Source organism: Streptomyces sp. NPDC058371, assembly GCF_042723265.1.
Classification (GTDB): Bacteria; Actinomycetota; Actinomycetes; order Streptomycetales; family Streptomycetaceae; genus Streptomyces.
Genome location: NZ_JBHXJC010000015.1, coordinates 50,532 through 69,439, shown reverse-complemented (window position 1 = coordinate 69,439; position 18,908 = coordinate 50,532). Strand labels below are relative to the sequence as shown.

Below are 18,908 nucleotides of genomic sequence, written 5' to 3'. Positions count from 1 at the left end.
CCCTTGCGCGCACCATTCCGCTTCCCCACAGCGTTCCTCCCCTTGTCATCACAAATCTCCCCCACCTGTGCCTACCTCAACACCACGTTCTGGCAAGCAACTTGGGGATCCAAGCGGCAGCCGGCCCCGCGCCGCAACAAGGCCATGGAGTTGCTCTGGCCAGGGGGAGCGTAAGTGTTCACCCGGCCGCGCCGAATCCGCGACGTGCCTGTTCACGCAGGAGTCGTCGTTTCCGAACCGGCACGCGCAGCTGGCACCACGGCGTCCGGCTGCGCGATGGCGAGCGCCTGATCGACGAAGTCCTGTACGAGCGACGCGGTCTCGGGCACCGTGACGTCCTTCGGCCACCTCGCCCCGTGCCTCCAGCACTCCAGCTCAAAGCGCTGCGCCCCGTGGGCGAGTTCCACGTGCCGGACCGACGGCCGACGCTTGCATCGGCGGCCGCGATGGCGGTGGTGCTCGGTCCCCTCCAGATACTTCTGGACGATGGCCACGTGGTACCGGCGGGGCAGGGTACGGCGATCCAGGCAGCCGCGGCACTCCAGCAGGTGCAGCGCGGCGCCCTCCCTGTCCTCGAGGAAATTCCGCGGATGGCTCTTGCCCTCGAAGGTGTTGCAGCTGCCGCATAGAGGCCCGCGAAGAAACCCGTGGTCGTGGCAATGATCCCAGGCCGCCGCTCGAATCTCAGCGCACAAACGGCACAGGTAATCGTCAGCTCGGGTTCCACGCACGCGGGGCGAGTCGTACAACACGCCGCCCAGATGACCGGTGTACCGCTGGAACGCGGCTCCCGAGCACGGAGGGCACAGGGTCACGTAACCGAACCGGCTCTGCGTACGCCAGCTACCCCAGCGCGGACCTTGAGCGGCACAGCCCTCGCAGGTCCGGGCCCGGGCGACTAGATCCTCCTCCACCTGCTCCCAACGGTCCAGGAGTTCGGCATAGCCCCTCGGCAGAGATAGGCTGCCTCCGGAAAAGGTCATCAACTCCAGCGGCCGGGTATTGGCGATGCTCTTTCGCAGCCGGGTACCGCTGCGCGCCGCGACGAATTCGTCCCAGGTCAGCTCGCCGGGCAGCCCGCCGACGCCGATGCGCTTCCAGCTATCGTCCCACTCTTCATAGGGCCGCCCCTCCTGGTGCTTCTGACGGGCCTGCCAGAACAGCCAGGACGCGATCTCCCGCCGCCAGTCGGCCCGGCCCTCCGGGGCATGCTCATTGTGGTCACGATAGGCAGGGAGCTGCACCTCCACCCTGTCGTCGATGTCCAGGCGGAAGTCTGCGTACTCCTGGGCGCCACGGCGAATATCGCGTTCGTCGTACGTCCACTTCGACTTGTTCTTGAAGCACCGCAGCGCGATGTCACCGATGACGACATAGCTGCGACGGCGCAGGTCCACCATGTGCAGGAGGCCGTCCAAGTCCAGCGGAACGGCGGAACCCGCGGAGATCTCATTGAAGTAGGCGTGGGCGAGTCTGGGGCTGATCTGGGCCATTGCGGGATGGTGACAGCGGGGTCTGACAATGCCCCACGCGCAACCGCACTCCCGCACGACTTGCCGTACGACTGTTCGAAGCCCTGCCCTGGGCGTGGCTTCTTCGCCAGACAATCAGGTGCGACGACTGCACCGTGACGGCACCAACTTCGTTCCCTGGACCTCGCCTTCACTCACACCGTGCCGTAGGCACTGTCCACTTCGTCCGCCCCCCTGCTGTCCCACTCTGGGATGCTCAAGAGCAGGCGAAGATGAAGGGCTGGGGGAAGCATGTCATCGGGACAGCAGGAGCAGGGGAGTGGGAGAGGGCCGGAGATCACGGTCGGGCAGCTGTTGCTCACGGAGTATCAGACGCTCAAGGACGAGCAGAAGGCCCGGATCGGCTTCCGCGACAACCTGCTTTACGTGACGCTGGCGGCGGTCGCAGCCGTCATCGCGGCTGCCGCGCAGGCCAAGCAGCCGCAGATGCTGCTCGCGCTGCCGCCGGTCTGCGTGGTGCTGGGGTGGACCTACCTCGTCAACGACGAGAAGATCTCAGCGATTGGCGACTATGTGCGAACCGAGCTGGGACCGCGTCTCGCGGTGGTGATCGGAAGCTCCGACACGGCCGAGGCCGCCTTCAGGTGGGAGACCGCCCACCGCTCCGACGCGAGGCGCCGCTCTCGCAAAATCATCCAGTTCGCGGTCGATCAGGGGGCGTTCTGCGCCGTACCGCTGGCCGCCCTCGTCGTGTACTGGGTGCATGGGGGTAGCGGGGCACTGCTGAGGGCCCTGTCCGTGATCGAGGCACTGGCGATCATCGGGCTCGCCGTCCAGATCCTCCTGTACGCAGGAACGCTCGGTACGGGCAGGCGATAGCGGCATATCACCCTCCCCCCTACCCAATGGACCAGTCCCGGCAAGTACCCACAGTCCTCGCGGAATTGCTCGTTCCGGCAGTCGGTTTGCCTTACGGTGAACTCTCCACCCATGCAAGAGAAGAACGGTCGAGGCTGGTCACGTGGCAGACACCTCTCGCCCCACCGTGGTCATCCTCACGGCCCTCCCTGTGGAGTCTGAGGCCGTGCGGGCCCACCTCACCAACACAGAGTGGCTCGTACACCCTTCCGGCACCCGTATGGAATGCGGCCGACTCCCCGGGACCTCCTGGTACGTCGCCCTCGCTGAGATCGGTGAGGGCACCCTCACGGCAGCCAGCCTCACCGAGCGCGTTAACTCTTGGCTCGCCCCGCAGGCCCTGTTCTTCGTGGGTGTGGCGGGCGGCCTGAAGGACGACATCAACATTGGTGACGTCGTGGTGGCAACCAAGGTGTATGGCATTCACGGAGGCAAGCAGACGCCGGAGGGCCTCCTTGCACGCCCCGAGGCCTGGCGCGCCTCCCACCGTCTGGAGCAGGCCGCCCGTCAGGCCCTGGGTCGCACCGATTCCCGGACCCACTTCAAGCCGATCGCCGTCGGGGACGTCGTCCTCGCCGACGCCGACTCCCCGATCGCCCGCTACATCCACAAGAATTTCAACGACGCCGCCGCCATTGAAATGGAAGGGGCTGGCGTCGCCCAGGCTGCCCACCTCATCGGCACCCTACAAACGCTGATCATCCGGGGGATCAGCGATAAGGCCGACCCGGATAAGAGCAAGCGGGACACGGAGGGCTCCCAGCCGCTGGCCGCCCACAACGCTGCCGTGGCCGCCATCGCAGTCCTTCACGTACTGAAACCGACCGGCGCCGTAGATTCGGCGCTCCGCCAGCAGCGACTCGACCTTGTCCGGCGGCAGGCGCAGGCCAGTCGCCGTGTCCGACTGAGCCCCGTCCCGGCGGACCGGCGGGACGCCGTGTTGGAGTGGATGGCCGAGCACCCCGAGCCTGCGGTGGTGCCGGAGGGCGAAGTGCGGGTGCTGGTGGGGCCCATGGGCGCAGGCAAGAGCGAGCGGGCCGGGCGCTGGCTGGAGGAGGGACTTGAGGCTGCGGAGCTCGACGACGAGGTCGAGATCCCCGTGTGGCTGGAGGCCCGCAAGGTCACCGGTTCCTTGTCGGCCACGGTGACGGAGGCGATCGGGGGTGCCCCGATCCGGCCGTGCCGGGTAGTCATCGACGATCTCTCCAGCCTCGCACCTGGGCAGGCCGACCAGCTCCTGGACGAGGCTCGGCACTTGGTGCTGGTCTGGCCGAGGGTGCAGGTGCTGGCGACCAGCCGCGAGGGCGTCAGAGTGGCGCGGGAAGAATGCCTCACCGCCGATGCGTGGCCGCGGGAGCGCGGCGCCGACCTGTTGCGGTGCGTCCTGGGCGCGGAGGTGCCGCCGGCGGCGTGCACGCCGGAAGCCCGCAAGCTGATGACCAGTCCGCTCCTCGTCATCGCCATGGCTGCCCGCATCACCGGCGGCAAACAGATCGACACCTCGCCCCTGCAGCTGCTCTCCGGCCTCGCCCGGGACATCATCGATCGTGAGCGGCGGCCCCAGACCAACGATCAGACCTGGGACCGGCTTGCCCAGTTGGCCACCCGCATCCTTACCTCCCTTGAGCCGGTACCAGCTGCGTTGTTCGCCACCGATCCGCAGGTGTGGGCCCTGACCGACACTGACCTGGTCGTAGACGACGAGGCCGGTCTCCGGTTTACGCTGCCCCTCTTCGAGCAATACTTCGCCGCCCAGGCCCTACGCTCCGACATGGTTGCCCTGGAGGAAGCCGCCGGCGCCCACGCCTTCCCCAGCTGGAGATACGCACTCGCCTTTGCCGTCTCCACCGTGCCGGAGGAGACCGGTGAGGAGTGGATGCTGCGCCTGGCCCGGGCCAACCCGGCCGCCGCTTCATGGATCCTGGACGAGATCACCCGGCCCCGCCGTCCCTTCGTGTACCGCGACACTCCGGAAGAGGGCACCGAGTCGTCGCTGAAGGCCGGCGCACAGCTACGCGAGGCCGTCCAGGCGTTCCTGACTGGCTTTGATGCCTGCGGTCCCCAACTGGCGCACCATCACCACGGGCGGCTTGTGCAGTGGGGTGTGCGGCTACGCGGCCACGGGGGGATGATCCTGTGCGAGGCCCGGGAAGCCACGCAGCCGGAACTGGTCCCCCTGCCTGACATTCCGCTGGACGGCGCGCGGGCCGCAGGGTGGCAGTCAGGAACGGCGTTCGAACTGCCATCCGGACATCTGGAGCGGTGGCGATGGGCGCGCGACCGGCTGTCTGAACCGCTGGCTCGGCTGCTGCACCAACGACGACTTCCTCTGCCTCCAGGTTCCCCGCTGGAGGGAGAGAGAATATGGTCCCTGGCCCAGCAGATCATGAAGTTCAGGCACCAACAGTGGGCCGAACCAGTCATCCCGCTGGCTGACCTGCGGGCAGCCGTCGCTCAAATGATGAGCAGGGTCAACGCATCCCAGATGTTCCGCCAGGCGTCCGGCAGGGCCGAGGTCGACTCGCACGACATCCGCTGGATCGACGACCGCCTCACTGGCCTGCACGGCGAGCACCTCGGTCCGCAACGCCTTTTGCCCGACCGGCGCAGTTCGGCCAACCGCCAGCGATGGCAGGACTACTCTCCGGATCTGACCGTCAGTATCCTCACCGAGGTACTCAGGGACGCAGTCGTCGGCTACCGCGACCTGGTCAGCGAGAACTTCCCCCGCTTTGGGTCCGCACTGGGCCTGCGCAGCGTGCTGCCCGTGCGGGTCGAGGGGCAGGTGATCACGAGGGAGGATGGGCCCGAGGGCAGCTGCCTGTACTACACCCTTACCCCCGACCTCGACAGCCCGCTCGATGCCGTGCCCCAGGTCAGCCTCACCCTCGCGGAGGCACCGCAGCCTCTGCGCGACGAGACCGGGCTGATGGAAGGAGGCAACGCACAAACCGTCTTCCACCGCACCTCCGACCACATGATCTCCCTGCCGACCGGAGACCCGCGGCCGGCGACCAACATCGCCTACAACTGGCTCGCCGACGACCTTCGGGCTCTCGGGTGGTTCCGGCAGCGGCTGCGCTTCTCCGAGTGAGACAGCCCGAGTTCATTGAGGTCTCCATACGAACCGGCCGACGTGCAAGTCAACCTCGCCAGCTCAGAGCGGCAGTTACCGGCCGGTCCCGCAACTACGAGCGCGGGCAAGCGCCCCACGCTGCTAGGCAACCGATTGAGGCAGCCCGGGTATTCGAGCAACAGATGGACGCCGGCGGGCGGCCACAAATGCACGGTGTCCTGTGACATCGAATCTTGAGTGAATGTCATCGAGCCTTGAGCGAAAGCCCTGAAGTGCGGAGCAGTGTTCAGCGTTTGATGCGTCCGCGTACAGCGAGGGCGGCGAGGACGAGAAGGGTGGGTTCGAGGAGGCGGGAGGCCATCTCGATATAGATCCCGCGAGTTGTGAGGTTCTGTTCGGATGATCGGAAGACCACCGAGTTCACAGCGACACGGGTGGCCTTGTCCGCGCGCGCCCAGGTCATGCGCTGGGGCCATCCGCCGCGAAGGGCAGGATCAGGAGTGCTGGTAGCGAGGCTGATCCTTTGACCGTGAAGGGTACCGGTCGTGGCGGGGTCGGGGTCGTGGGTGGGCAGGCCAAAGCCCATCAGGAGCAGCACGGTTATGGTCATGGCGGCGAGTAGCCAGCCGGTGGCGCGGAAGGCGCGCAGGCCGTAGCCGGATAGCAACCAGTACGCCCACAGCAGGAGGCGTTCGCCCTTCGGAGTGCCGGTGCGGTCGTGGCGGCGCATCTCGCACTCGCCGTAATAGAAGTCGGCTGCGCCGGGTTCGTTCTTGCCGTCCTCGAAGGCTTTGCGGAGCTGCCGGTAGAGCGCGGCGACATCCTCGGGGTCGGGGGTAAGAGCGGGGTCGGGGTGATGTGGGCCCAGACGCCACTGCCGGGGCCCCGGTACGGCGCCTGCGGGGAGGATGGGCTGGCGAGTGGTCTGGGCACGCCAGTGATGTTCCTCGGCAAGGGTGCGCCGGCGGCTCCAGCGAACCGGCCATATGCCACGGTGGTGCCAGCCGGAGGGGGGACGGGTGAGGGTGGTGCGTCCTTCGAGGCGGAGTTGGTCGAGGTGGAACGTTCCGGAGAACAGACACTCAGACAGGTCGGTGTCCTTCAGGACCAGGTGGGCGGCGTCGACACCCTGCACCGAGGCCACTCGTACCTCTGCTGGTCCTGTTAGCAGGCTTTCGTCGACTGGCGCGCCGCTGCTGGTGCTGAAGGGGGTTGGGTGGGCGGTGACCACTACGGGGGCGTTCAGGACTGTGTGACTGAAATCCAGTGCCGCATAGCGCAGGCGGATAGTCGCTGTTGAGTCCCACTGGGTTCGTTCACAGGCCACCTCCCGCGCTGCTATCTCCATCGTCACCGGCAGCGCGAACACCGCCCCCGCCAGAACGACGGTCCCCGCACACACCACCGGCCCAAACGATGACGCGCCACCGAACTGCGCCCCGAAGAACGTGGCGTCGCCGGAGAACTGCGCCTTGTCGAATACCGCGTTGGCGGAGAACCGCGCCTTGACGAATCCGGCGTTGGCGGAGAACCGCGCCACGCTGAACTTGGCGGGGCCGGAGAACTGCACCATGACGAACAAGGCGTTGCCGGAGAACTGCGCGCCGGCGAACCAGGCGGCGTAGGAGAACTCCGCCCCGTCGAATCTGGCAACGCGGGAGAAGTGCGCCCCGGCGAACAGGGCGGCGCCCGAGAAGTGAGCCCCGGCGAACACGGTGGTGCCGGAGAAGTGCGCCCCGTCGAACTCGGCGGGGCCGGAGAAGTGCGCCCTGCCGAACTTGGCGGGGCCGGAGAAGTGCGCCCCGCCGAACTTGGCGGGGCCAGAGAAGTGCGCCCCGCCGAACTTGGCGGGGCCAAGATGGGGTTTTCCGGTGGTGGGGTCCCGCAGGGCGGCAAGAAGGGCGTTGAGAAGCGGTTCGGTGAAGGAGGTACCGCGATGGTCGATGTCGGCGCCGGGGGACAGGCCCGTCAGGTAGGCGGTGCGGTCGGGGTCGGCCACGTGAGCGAGGCACGCGGTGTGGCCGGGGATGTGGATACCGCGACAGCCGACGGGGTCGGTGGCAGGGTTCGCGCCGTGTGCGCAGTACGGCCAAGAGGGTGCTGAGGTTGGCGGGATGCTCATAACCTGGAACTCCGATGTTGCTCGTGAGAGTAGAGGAGAGTAGAGGGCGGGCTCCTACCCATGGGCTACAGCAGCAGACGGATAGAGGGAAACACGCGGTTCCCGAAGAGGTTGTTCCTCTCGGGCTCTACCGATCGAGCGACCTCGCTCTGTCGCTCAAGGTTTTTTGGCATGAACTCGCGTTTCATCACCCTTCGATGACATGCGCTCAAGGTTCGATGACGCAGGACACACGTAGAGCAGCTGACCGCCTACCGGATCACGGCGAAACTGAGGAACCGACGGAATTCACTGACCTCCTGAAACGCGGCCCAGACCATGCGAAGTCCTGTGCTGGAGTGTGGAGCTTCCTGGTGAACCTCCGTCCTCCGGCGTCACCGACCCGGACCACCGACTCCGACCGACATTCCGTCACGTAGCGAGCCGCATTTGCTCGGTAGCCCTCTGTGTGGAACCGACGAAACTCACAGACCTGCCGGAATGCGGTACTTATGACAGTGGTGGTCCCACGGGACAACGTTTGAGGTCTCGCCCCGTGTCAGGGGAGCAGTTTGAAGAGATACAGCCCTCGCTCACCCCCAACTGCAAGCTCCTGAGCGACACTCCAGGCGCACGAGTACAGCGCCCCTTCAGATCGTGCAATGGCCGCAATACATCGTTCTCCGGCATTCCAGATTCGCACTGCCCCTTCATGATCGGTGGTGGCGAGCCAGGTTCCGTTTGGTGCGATCGCCACCGACCCCACCCGGCCGGTGTGGCCGGTAAGAGTCCGCTGGAGTGCAGGAGAGGAGGCGTCAGGCAGGGGCCACCGGGTTTCGAGGCACGGGCGCCGGGTGGGGGCGTGGTGGAGGGCTGTGATCTGTGGGTGCCAGTGGGGGTGTGTGTCGAGGCGGGTGTGCAAGACGCCGGTGAGGGCGTGAGGTGGTTCGGTGGGAGTGAGCAGGTGGGCGGTCCGGGCGAGGCTGCGGGCCAGGGGACGGGTGTGAGCGGTATCGATGCGAGTGAGGTCGCTCCAGGGGGCGGTGGGTCCACGCTGAGTGAGGCGGACTTCCACCCAACGCAGGTCGCCCGCCACGGCCTCGGCCAGGGAGATACGCGCGGCGGCGAGGAGGTGGCCGATGAGATGGTCGAGGAGGTAGCCGTCGGTGAGTTGCCACCAGGCGTGTTCTGGGCTGGGATGAGTGGGGGCGAAGGGCTGGGCCGTGGGCAGGGTAGCGGCGACCGCGTCGACTAGGAGGCCATTGATACGGGCCAGGCCGGCCGTGGCGAGATCGCCGCGGAGATACTCGCGGATGACGTCGTGGAGGCTGATGGTGCCGCCGTTCACCTGATTGAGAGAGATCAGGGACAGGCGCTCGAGGTTCCGACACAGGGTGCGCGTCTGGTCCTCGATCAGCCCGCCGCTCGCTCCCCACAGCAGGGCGATCACAGGGACGGGGATGGATTCGTCCTCGGCGAAGATGCCGAGTTCAGTGAAGCGATCCGGGCCTCCGGGCGGCAGCAGGGTGGTGGCGGCCTCGATCGAGGCCTTGACAGCCTGGTTGCGCAGGCGGGGATCGTCCAGGTCCCAGGTGGCTGCGGGATCGTCCACGGCTGCGGGCCCGTTGGCTAGCAGCCGATGAAGGATCCGCTCGGCGGTGGTCGGGGGATCGGCACCGGCGGCGCACTGGTCGGCGATCAGGCGGTTCGTCAAGCGCAGCAGCAAGACCCATCGCCCAGTGGCCTTCAGCAGGGCGTCCACCAAGGCGCCAGGCAGCGGTGGCAGGTTCCAGGTCAGCACGGCTCTGGCCTGGTCGCGGGACATCTGGTCGACCTGGATGGTCTGCGCGTCGGCGGGCAGCAACTCCGGGTTGCGGGTGGTGACCAGCCGTACGCAATTGCGGCCTCCTCTCAGAAAGGGGTCGAGTTGCTGGGTTTCCCACACGTCGTCGAGGACGAGCAGGGTGCGGGGGCGCTTGTCGAGGAGCCGGCCCAGATGGGCGCCCGCCAGATCGGGGTCGTCGAACTCGGTGGTGTCGCCGGTGATGAATCGGGTGACTTCGGCGACCTTGGCTGCCACGGCCGCGCGTCCGCGGACGTCCCGGCCGATGGTGACGGGATAGACCCGGGACTGAAGAGGGAGAGGGAACATGCGGGTACTGAACCGCCACCGCACGCGCCGACGGGCACATACGGCGGTGGCCACCGTGGTCTTGCCAAATCCTCCTGCCCCCCACAGGGAGGTGGTGATGCCCACGGCGCGTCCGCCACGGCACACCTCCGCCGCGGTGGCGCTGGTCTGGGTCCGGTCCACGAACCAGTCCGGGACGGCCACCGGCGGGGGTGGCGGGGGATCGTTCAAGCCCGCTGGTGGCCGCAACTGCAGCCACGCCATGTAACCGGCTGCCACGATGGCAATTGGCCCAACGACGTACAGTGACCCCCACGGGTGCTGCCGGAGCTCATCCAGCAGCCCGGGCCAGCTCGAGGTAGCCGTGGCGGCGTTCCCCGCCAGCGCCAGCAGGATCGCCAGCGCAATACCCAGGCTGGCGAGCGCCACGATTCCCGCCACCCACAAACGCACCCGCACGCGCCCACCCCCGGCAGCGACTTCCTGCGCGTGACACTAGCGACCTGACCTACCCACCACCAGCAGAACGCCACAAGAGCGCATAGACACCGCGCTGCTGTATTCGTCACCCTGTTCCTGGCATTTCGTTGGTTCTCCTAACTGCGTGAGGCCTGCCACCAGGCGATCGGGCAACTGCGCTGCGGCAGCCGGAAGATGCGGCGGCACATGCCCCAGCCCCGTTATCCGATCGGGTAGTCCACTCCGCAGCCGCGCACTCTAGGCCCACGCCCCGCGGGCGGGCCGAACGCGTTCCACCGCCGAACGCTTGCGCCGCTTGGCACCTTCACAGGCACCGTGTCTGCGCACAGGGCCCGCGCCTGCGGATCGCCCTGAAGCGATAGCGGCCAGGCGCCGAGGAGCGGACCCAGTGACTCCCTGAACGCCGACTTGTCCTGGAGGTCTTTCGTGTCCAACACTGCCCCATCCCTACTCTCTGCCCGACGCCCCATGGCGCCTACGTGGGCCGACGCCCGCGCGGGGGTGTGACCATGTCCAACCAGACTGAGCGCGACACTCTGGGGGAACTGTTGTTCCGGGAGTTCAACGCCTACGCCGCAGCTCTTACCGAACACGGCGAGACCTGGGCGCCCGCCTGGCCATCGGCGACCTGGCCACCCCACACCCCTCTGGCCGTCCTGCAAGGCCGGTTCGCCGTCGCTCGCGAGGCCGCCGCAGTAGTCGGCGTCGGACCGAGTGATGCCGAGATCACCGAAGAACACCAGGTGCGCCTGGCATACCGGACGATGTTCCCCGACGGAGCACCGTCCTTCAGCGGCTGATCCAGTCGTGGCCCAATGTGCTGGCCTGGGCCCGACGCTGTGGCGCGCGGCAGAGCGCTGAACAGGTATACGCGCGAGCCGAGTCCAACGGTCTGGACTACCTCCTTGACCCCGCCTAGAACCACCCGACCCCGGCCCCGGCGCCCCGGTCACCCGACCGAAGGCGTCGGGGCCAATTCCGGTGCCGCCTGGGCCAGGCGTCCGGCCCCAGGCCACCACAGCCGCCGGCGCGAGAACGTGAGACCTGAGCTGGGGGGCGGGGACGAACTGGCTTGCGGGGCTTGGGCGCAGGCCGGTCAGTGTGCATCCCACGCGCCGAGGGCGTGCCGACCGGCACCCGACTTCCCGTGGCGCGCACTCACCCCCTCCTCCGCGAAAGGGAACCGAACCATGTCCCACTCCGATGCCCACAAAACCGTCGGTGCCACCCCGGCAAGGGCGACCGTGAACCACCTCGCTCAGGAAGCCAAGGCCCACGGCACCACCCAGCTCGCCGAATTCCTCGAACGGACCGGCCGCAACATCACCGACCTCTACCGAGGGAGCAGCTCCTGGACCGCCATCCTGCGTCGCGCGGAGCTAGTCCCTGTCCCCACGACGCCCATGCAAGGGGAGCCGGACCTGCTCAAGCGCATGCACTGCTTCCTGCACGCCGACGACGCCGAACGATCCGAGGCGTACACGCGACTGGTGCAGGACGACGCCTGCCCCTACGGGAACCTCGGCGAGCGGGACAAGACCTTTGCCCGGATGCTGTTCTTCACCCTCTGGGACAAGGCTGGAGGCTTCACCACATACGACAAGGGCCTCGAGACGCTCAGCCAGCAGCACGCCGTGCGCAGCGAACTCCGCCAACTCCTCACCTACGTGATGCAGAGCAGCGCGGAACGAACGGCTACACCGCTGACAGGCCCGCACGCCCACATTCCCCTAAGCGTCCACCACGCGTACAACCGCTCCGAGATCCTTGCCGCCATGGGCGTGGCCCGACTCGGCGGCCAGATGCCCGGCTTTTTTGCCCAAGGTGTCCTGTGGGACGCGGCGAACAAGACGGACGCATTGCTGATCACACTGAACAAGAGCGAGCGGGACTTCTCACCGACCGTCCGGTACAAGGACTACGCCCTGAGCTCGACGCACTTCCACTGGGAGTCACAGAACTCCACAGCGAGCGCCTCACCCACCGGCCAGCGATACCAGCAGCACGCGAAGCAGGGCAGCCATGTTCTGCTCTTCATGCGGGACAACAAGGACACCCTCAGCGGCAAGGCACAGCCGTGGACCCTGCTGGGCCCCGCGACCTACGAACAGCACACTGGCAGCAAACCCATGGCCATCACATGGCGCCTGCACTACCCACTCCGCGACGAGATGTGGACTTCCCCGAAGCCCTCCGTGTAGGAGGCCGAGCTCGGCCTCCTACACGCTGACGGACAGTGGCCCGGTGCAATGCCCTTCAGGCAGAGCACCGGGCCACCCGCAAGCGCCCAGCTCGCGCCCCGGCGCTGGCCGCCGAACCTCGCGCCCCACCGACGCGCGGGCTCAAGGCACTCAGCCCGGGCCCGGCCGCGGTTTGGGCGCCCTACCGACCCCTCTTCGCCCTCGGAGCCCCAGCCGGAAGGGCGAGCTCAGCCCGAGTACGCCGAAAGACGTGGAATCCCGCGTCCACATCAGGGCCCGCCCGCGCTGAGAAGCCAGACGCAGGCGGCCCTGACGCATGTCCGCAGCAGCGCAGCGCAGACCGCCTCTGGATCCCGTGCCCTTCTTATCCGCACGGGACTTGCAGGGCTAGCCGGCGGGCGGGTCAGTGTGGGCGCGCTGGACCGGCCACTGCGCCGCGTGGCACACCCCTCTCAACTCAGCAGGGACCGGTCCGGATCGTTGCGCAGCCCACCCCACCGCCTTTTCACCGCCGACGCCGGGTCATTGCTCCCGCAGTTCGGCGTCCGCGAAGGGTCGGGCGCTGGCATGGCACCGAGACAGCGCCGCGGCCCGCGGCCGGGCTGTCTCACCGACTGCCTCCTGCACCGCACACCACCCCATCCGAAATCTCTGGACTCGTGGAGTGCCTCATCATGGCCACCGACTGGCTTCTCTCACAGAACGAACGAATGAAGAAGCAAGGCATCTTCAACTGGACTCTGCCCGCCGGAGCCGTACGCCTCGAAGACGAAGCACCGGACGGAACCACCACCGTGCGACCGGTCAACGTCTGTCCCTCCGCCTCGGTCTGCTTGAAGCACTGCTACGCACTCGGGGCCGACTCCGGATACATCCGCTTCCCGGCTGCTCGCGCCCGCCACCTGCGCAACCTGCGGATGGTGCTGGACACCCCGCTCCTGTGGCACGAGCGAATGGCCGCCGAGCTGCGCCACCCTCGCTACCAACCTGACGCCGAAAAGGGCAAGTTGGGGCACATTAGGATTCATGACGCTGGAGATTTCTTCGATGACGCCTACACCTTGATGTGGCTCCAGATCATGCGCGGCGCCCCCAAGGGTCTGACTTTCTACGCGTACACCAAGGAGGTCTCCCGATTTCGCCGCCTTGTTGAGCCGAACCCGCCCGCCAACTTTAAGTACGTCTTTTCCCGGGGCGGCAAGGAGGACGTCCTGATCGACCCGACCCGGGACCGAGACGCGGACGTGTTCCCCACGCAGGACGACCTAGAGGCAGCCGGATACTCGTCCCAGGCCGCCTCCGACCTCCTGGCCGTACATGGCCCGCCCCGCGTCGGCATGACCGTCAACCGTCCCCGCAAGGACCTGACTGCGTCATTCGGGGAACTTCAGCGGCAACGGAATGCGGAGGACGCCGCCCGACGCGAGCGCCAGCAATCGAAGGCCCGCACCTCCCGCTGAGCTACCGCCATCGCACCAGGTCCGCCCTGCGCCGTCACCACGGCCGGGGCGGGCCGCGTCGTTTCCCCAGCCCGACCCGGCGCGAAGCCAGTTGCCCGGAGAGCCTTAGCCGCGACCAGCGTCAGCCGTGCGGTCCTGATCACTGATGACACCCCATCGAATCCTGAGCGCCATCGAAGTACCCGACATCCCGACGGAGAGGCCGCAACCATCGGCACCGAACGCGCCGACCGGACCGACCTGCTGTACGTGGGCGCCGTACGCCGACGACACGATCCGTATCGGGCGCTGGACCGGCTACGAGGACTTGGACTGCCTGGACCCTGCCCTCGCCGGCCCGACGGGCCAGTTCGCGTCGGCACCCACCCTCGCACCGTGCCGCGGCGTGCCCGGTCGGCAGAGGGCCGCCCCTGGCATTTCGACACCCGGAGCCACGAGCAATGACGCAGCTGTGAGCCCGGGGGATCGCGGCGAGGAGAGGAATTGCATCGCTAACCCACCTCCGGGTGACTGTCGCAACCGCCGGGCGCTACCAGGCAGAACCACACCCTTCAGCGCGGCCAGGCACTCCACCGATCTCCTGTGAAAGGAATCCCGCGTCCATGCACACGCGCACTGCCCCGTTCCTGACCGTTCATACTCTTGCCGCAACCGTGCTGTTCCTCGCGGTCCTGCTGCTCCTTGCGATGCCCCCGGCACCGGCCACTCCACCCCGACCCACTGCCCCACGAAGCGCGGCTCCACTGCGAAGCAGACCGCGAGCACCCGCCCCTGCACCCCGCACATCATCCCGGCTACGCCCGGCCGCCAAGTCACTCCGGGCACACGTCAGCCCGCAGGCCCAGCCCCCAAGGCTCCGGCCGCGCCCAAGGTGCCAGCCGCTCCGAGGGTCCGCTGACCGGCCCCGCTTCGAGGCACTCCTAGACCCGCCCCGCCGGACTCGGCCGGGCGGGTCTTCCGCATTCTGCGCGCCTCAGCCGCCGCGAGCCGGGTCCGCTTGGCCCGAGGGGATCTGTCGCGTCTAGCCGCACCCGGATTGGCGTTGCGCTCCCGGCAGCCGACCGGCTCGGGGGGTTGTGGGGCTTGCCGTGCCAGGCCCGAGTCTGCCGTAACCGCCCGGCCACCTCCGTTGGCCGCGCACATCAACTCCCTGCTTCTGGAACGGGAATGCTGCGATGACGCCCCTTATTGACTGCCCAACTTCGGTGCACTTCTTCACTGGCGGCTGCGGCGACATGCTGGCCTTCACCAAGGCAGGGTTTCTGTCCCTGTACGCCGCCAACCACCATTCAGCTTCAGCAGCGACGGCCAGGGGGAACTTCCCCGGTCTGTTCGTGAAGGAAGCCGACCTTCAGAGCGTCGACATGCGCTCGGTGCCGCCCGCGCAGGTCCTAGTTGCCTCCCCGATCTGCACCGAGGCCTCGCCGAACAGCGGAAGGACGGCGCCGCGCAATCCCGTTGAGCTCGACGAGAACGGACGTCCCAAGCCGGGGCCGGACTGGCCCCAGACCCGCATCACCATGTGGGAGCCGGTCCGCTATGCCGAAGTCCACCGGCCGATGGCCTATGTCGGCGAGAATGTCCCGGCCTTCGGCAACTCCCCACTGTTTAAGGCGTGGTTGCACGTGTGGGACGCCCTCGGTTACATCCCCACCCTCGCCTCGGTCAACGCCGCACACCTCAAAGTCGAGGGCATGCGGCCCCTGCCGCAATCACGCGACCGGCTGGTGTGGTGTTTCCTGCGACAGGACATCGGCGCCGCGAACGGCCTTCCCGACCTCCGTCCGACCTGCGACGCGATCTGCCCGACCTGCGGCCCCGTCGAGGGCGTCCAGCACTGGAAGAAGAACCCCGGCTTCCCGGTAGGCGAGTACGGCCGCCGGAGCCGCCAGTACTACTACGTTTGCCCGAACCGGCGCTGTGGAGCTCCCCTTGAGCCCATCACCCGGGGGATCGGCGACGTAATCGACCCCATGGTGCGCGGGGACCGGTTCGGTGACGGCTACTTCAAGGGCAAACAGCGCGTGACGCGCACCCCCTACGAGCAGGCCACCCGGGACCGCGTCGCCATCGGGCTGGAGCGGTACCGTGGCAAGCCGTTCATCGTCACCCTGCGCAACCACTGCGATGCCAGCTCCCTGGACGACCCGATCGGCACATTGTCCGCACAGGGCGGCGGCCACCACTACCTGGCAAGCCCCACCGCAGACCTCAGCGTCGATGAGTGCGAGTACCGGCCTCTGACCATCCTGGAGAAGGCCCGCTGCCAGGGCTTCCCCGACGACCACGAGTTCGCCGGAAAGGAGCCCGACCAACGACTCCAGGTCGGCAACGCCGTCCCCGTCAACGTTGCGTTCTGGCTTGCCCAGCGTGTGATGGCCGTCCTGCCCCACTGACCTGGCCCGCCGCGGCAGACCACCAAACCCCCGGCGCCCCCGCCCACCGGCCCGGGGCGGCGGCATCGCATCCGCCGCCCCGGGCGGAACGTCGCCCCCCGGCTGGCTCCCAGCGACCCCCCGCCCGGGGTGGCGGACCTAACCCTGCCCGACCGCAGCCTGTAGTCAGCCGGAACGCCCACACGATTCCCTCCCTGCCGAAGCCGAATACGCCGACTGCGTCGTCGCCCGGACGGCCCTGCCCTGAAAGCAGCAACCCGCCGACCACGATGTCTCGGACTAGCTGACCGGCTGGGACCGCGATGTTCATCCCCCAACTCAGATGCGGCGCTCCACCACGGCAAGTCTTCGACGGCCAGCGCCCCATCCGTCACCGCCTTCCGCGCCGACGATTTCTGAACCGCCACCTCCGCGCCCCATCTGGCCCCAAACCCCAGCGGCGCCGGGCCCGGTGCTCTACCGCCCGCGGGCCTAACGAGCGGGCCCGTCAGACACCCCACGACCCCAGCCGAAGGAAGTGTTCATGCCGACATACAACGTGCCGCTGACCGGCATCGCGAACATCACCATCACGGTCACCACTGACGACACAGATCCGAACAAGATCGCCGCCCTGGCCGTCGAGAAGGCCGAGGCCGAAACGATCAGCCTGTGCCGCCAGTGCGCCAGCGACCTCGACAACTCATTGGAAGTCGGGGAAGAGTGGCGCCCCGTGACCGACAACCGCACAAACGCGAGCGAGGTCATCAAGATCAGCAACTGACCGTGACCTCTCGGCCCCGGCACCCACCTCAGGCATGCGGTGTCGGGGCCGCCATACGCCTCCTGTGCCTCACATCGCCCTGGCGCCCCTGTGCTGCGATCACCTCCGGGTGTTGCCCGGCTTGCCTGCCAGCCCCTGACCATGATCCCGCGTCCGGCATCCAGGCCGGCTGCGCCTCAAGGAAGGAATCCGCCCACGTGCTGACCCCTCCGCCGGACATGTACCCCGGTTGCTCCTGGGCCGAGCAGCCCGTCACCGCCACCACGCGGTTCGGCATCGGCACAGCCGCGACCGTCCAGCCCCGGACCGGACTGACCACCCGCTACACCGTCCACGGATACGACCCGCACAACTGCACTGCGCTAGTTGTCCCAGACCAGAGGGAGGACCGCGCGGGCGTGGTTCGCCCCGTTCGCGTTGAGCAGCGCACCCACCGCACGATCGCGGTCGGCGACTTGGACGAGTTGCGACTCGTCCACCGCCGGACCGTCGACGACGTCACCTCCCTGCACACCAACCATTGCCGCCATGCCATCAAGACAGCGTTCACTGCCGGGGGAGACCGGGGTGTGCCGGGCCCACGCCGGGTCTACCGGCTGTGGATGCAGACCAGCGATGAGCGCACCTATCGGTTCCTGGTCCGCGCCCCCTCCCAGGAGGCCGCGTACGCCCTGGCCCGCTCCTGGTGGCAGGGCACCCTGGGCCCCACCGGGTTCCGCGGCGGCCGCCTGGAGGACGGCGAGACCATCCACGTCCTGACCTGCGAGGGAGCCAGAGACATGCCCTTCTGGCCCTACCCCGACCCGATCGCGGACCCCGTCTGACCCCTAGCCCCATCCCGCCCCGGCCGTCCGCTCCGAACGGACGGCCGGGGCGGTTGCGTTCTGCCTCCCTGCCACCCCGTGCGCCGCTCGCAGCCAGCCAACCCAGCGTTACGCGGGCCCCGTTGAGGCCCCACGCTTCTGCGGTTGCCTGGCTAACCCGGCACGCCGCCACGATGCCCGCGTAGCGGTTGATTGCCGCACCCTCAGACTCTCAAGTCCCGGAAAGGGCCCGTCTTTTCATGCTCAAGTACACGCTTCGCGTCCAAGCGTTCACCGCCCTGGCCGCGAACCTCACCTCCGGGCTCGTCGCCGTCGGCGACTATCAGCCCGCCGCCGTCGACGACGCGCAGAACCCCACCCAAGTCATCATCTACACCACCACCGGGACTGCCTCCGCGCTGCGTGTTGCCCAGCGTCACCTCAACCTGGTCCACGCCCGCCTCGCGTACACCAGCCCGGGCTTTGTCGGCCGTACGGCCGCCGACATCGTGTACGCGAAAGCCCGCGCCCGCGCCGAAACCCTCACGCCCGGCCAGCGGGAAGAGGAGAGTTTGCACGCCTTCCACACCGAGGACGACGGGCTGAGGATGGACGCCCTGTTCGACGTCAGGCAGGAGCGCGGCGAGATCGACATCTAACGCGCTACGCCCCATCCCTTTGGCCCCCGGCTCCCCGGTGCACCCCCGGAGAGTCGGCGAGCCCCTCGCCGCCCCGAAAGGAGAACCACCAGCCATGATCTCCACTGCCGGTGATCCCCGGTGTCGACTTCACGGGGACTGCCGTCGCTGACGCGCTCGTCGAACTCAACGACTGGGTGCGCCCCACCAACGGGGAGACCTGGCGCGTCGCCCCCCGCCCCTCCGCCTGACCAACCCTCCCGCCGCCCCGGCCCCGAGCCCCGCCGTCCGTGTGGGGCCTGGGCCACCGCGTGCCAGCCGCGGCGCACGGTTGCGGCCATTGCTCTACGTCCCGGCTACGGTGCGAACCACCGGCCCCGGAGGCCTGAGCACCGCACTTCCCCGGCTCGCCCACACCTCCCTCCTCCTGACACCCGAGGAAGCCCATGACGTCCGCAATCACCATCGT

12 protein-coding genes are annotated in these 18,908 nt (G+C 68.0%); 9 read left to right on the top strand and 3 right to left on the bottom strand.

Annotated features, from left to right (window positions below):
- Nucleotides 1-212 precede the first annotated feature (212 nt).
- On the bottom strand, nucleotides 213-1,493 hold the full coding sequence (locus ACFWM2_RS32885; protein ID WP_383287549.1) for an endonuclease domain-containing protein: 1,281 nt from the start codon (nucleotides 1,491-1,493) through the stop codon (nucleotides 213-215).
- A gap of 270 nt (nucleotides 1,494-1,763) precedes the next feature.
- Between ACFWM2_RS32885 and ACFWM2_RS32880 the strand changes: the two genes are divergently transcribed.
- Nucleotides 1,764-2,351 (top strand): hypothetical protein, encoded by a 588-nt coding sequence (locus ACFWM2_RS32880; RefSeq protein ID WP_383287547.1) that lies wholly within the window; start codon nucleotides 1,764-1,766, stop codon nucleotides 2,349-2,351.
- Nucleotides 2,352-2,493: 142 nt separating this feature from the next.
- On the top strand, nucleotides 2,494-5,484 hold the full coding sequence (locus ACFWM2_RS32875) for a hypothetical protein (protein WP_383287545.1): 2,991 nt from the start codon (nucleotides 2,494-2,496) through the stop codon (nucleotides 5,482-5,484).
- Between the two features lie 268 nt (nucleotides 5,485-5,752).
- On the opposite strand, the gene ACFWM2_RS32870 is transcribed toward ACFWM2_RS32875, so the two are convergent.
- Complete coding sequence (locus ACFWM2_RS32870; RefSeq protein WP_383287543.1) at nucleotides 5,753-7,465, bottom strand: pentapeptide repeat-containing protein; 1,713 nt, start codon at nucleotides 7,463-7,465, stop codon at nucleotides 5,753-5,755.
- A gap of 661 nt (nucleotides 7,466-8,126) precedes the next feature.
- Nucleotides 8,127-10,127 (bottom strand): NB-ARC domain-containing protein, encoded by a 2,001-nt coding sequence (locus ACFWM2_RS32865; RefSeq protein WP_383287541.1) that lies wholly within the window; start codon nucleotides 10,125-10,127, stop codon nucleotides 8,127-8,129.
- Nucleotides 10,128-10,687: 560 nt separating this feature from the next.
- Between ACFWM2_RS32865 and ACFWM2_RS32860 the strand changes: the two genes are divergently transcribed.
- From ACFWM2_RS32860 to ACFWM2_RS32830, 7 genes are all read left to right on the top strand, one after another.
- Nucleotides 10,688-10,978: a hypothetical protein gene (locus ACFWM2_RS32860; protein WP_383287539.1), complete on the top strand. Its 291-nt coding sequence runs from the start codon at nucleotides 10,688-10,690 to the stop codon at nucleotides 10,976-10,978.
- Nucleotides 10,979-11,368: 390 nt separating this feature from the next.
- A complete protein-coding gene (locus tag ACFWM2_RS32855) occupies nucleotides 11,369-12,379 on the top strand; it encodes a DUF3427 domain-containing protein (RefSeq protein ID WP_383287537.1) in 1,011 nt (336 codons plus the stop codon).
- A 674-nt stretch (nucleotides 12,380-13,053) separates the two neighbouring features.
- Nucleotides 13,054-13,839, top strand: coding sequence for a hypothetical protein (locus ACFWM2_RS32850; protein ID WP_383287535.1), 786 nt, complete (start codon nucleotides 13,054-13,056; stop codon nucleotides 13,837-13,839).
- A gap of 1,205 nt (nucleotides 13,840-15,044) precedes the next feature.
- Entirely contained in the window at nucleotides 15,045-16,235 is a 1,191-nt protein-coding gene (locus tag ACFWM2_RS32845) for a DNA cytosine methyltransferase (protein ID WP_383287533.1), read from the top strand.
- Between the two features lie 523 nt (nucleotides 16,236-16,758).
- Nucleotides 16,759-16,998 carry a hypothetical protein gene (locus ACFWM2_RS32840; RefSeq protein ID WP_383287532.1) on the top strand — a complete coding sequence of 80 codons (240 nt, stop codon included), beginning with the start codon at nucleotides 16,759-16,761 and terminating at the stop codon, nucleotides 16,996-16,998.
- A 197-nt stretch (nucleotides 16,999-17,195) separates the two neighbouring features.
- A complete protein-coding gene (locus ACFWM2_RS32835; RefSeq protein WP_383287530.1) occupies nucleotides 17,196-17,822 on the top strand; it encodes a hypothetical protein in 627 nt (208 codons plus the stop codon).
- Nucleotides 17,823-18,061: 239 nt separating this feature from the next.
- Nucleotides 18,062-18,460 (top strand): hypothetical protein, encoded by a 399-nt coding sequence (locus ACFWM2_RS32830; RefSeq protein WP_383287528.1) that lies wholly within the window; start codon nucleotides 18,062-18,064, stop codon nucleotides 18,458-18,460.
- Nucleotides 18,461-18,908: the final 448 nt, after the last annotated feature.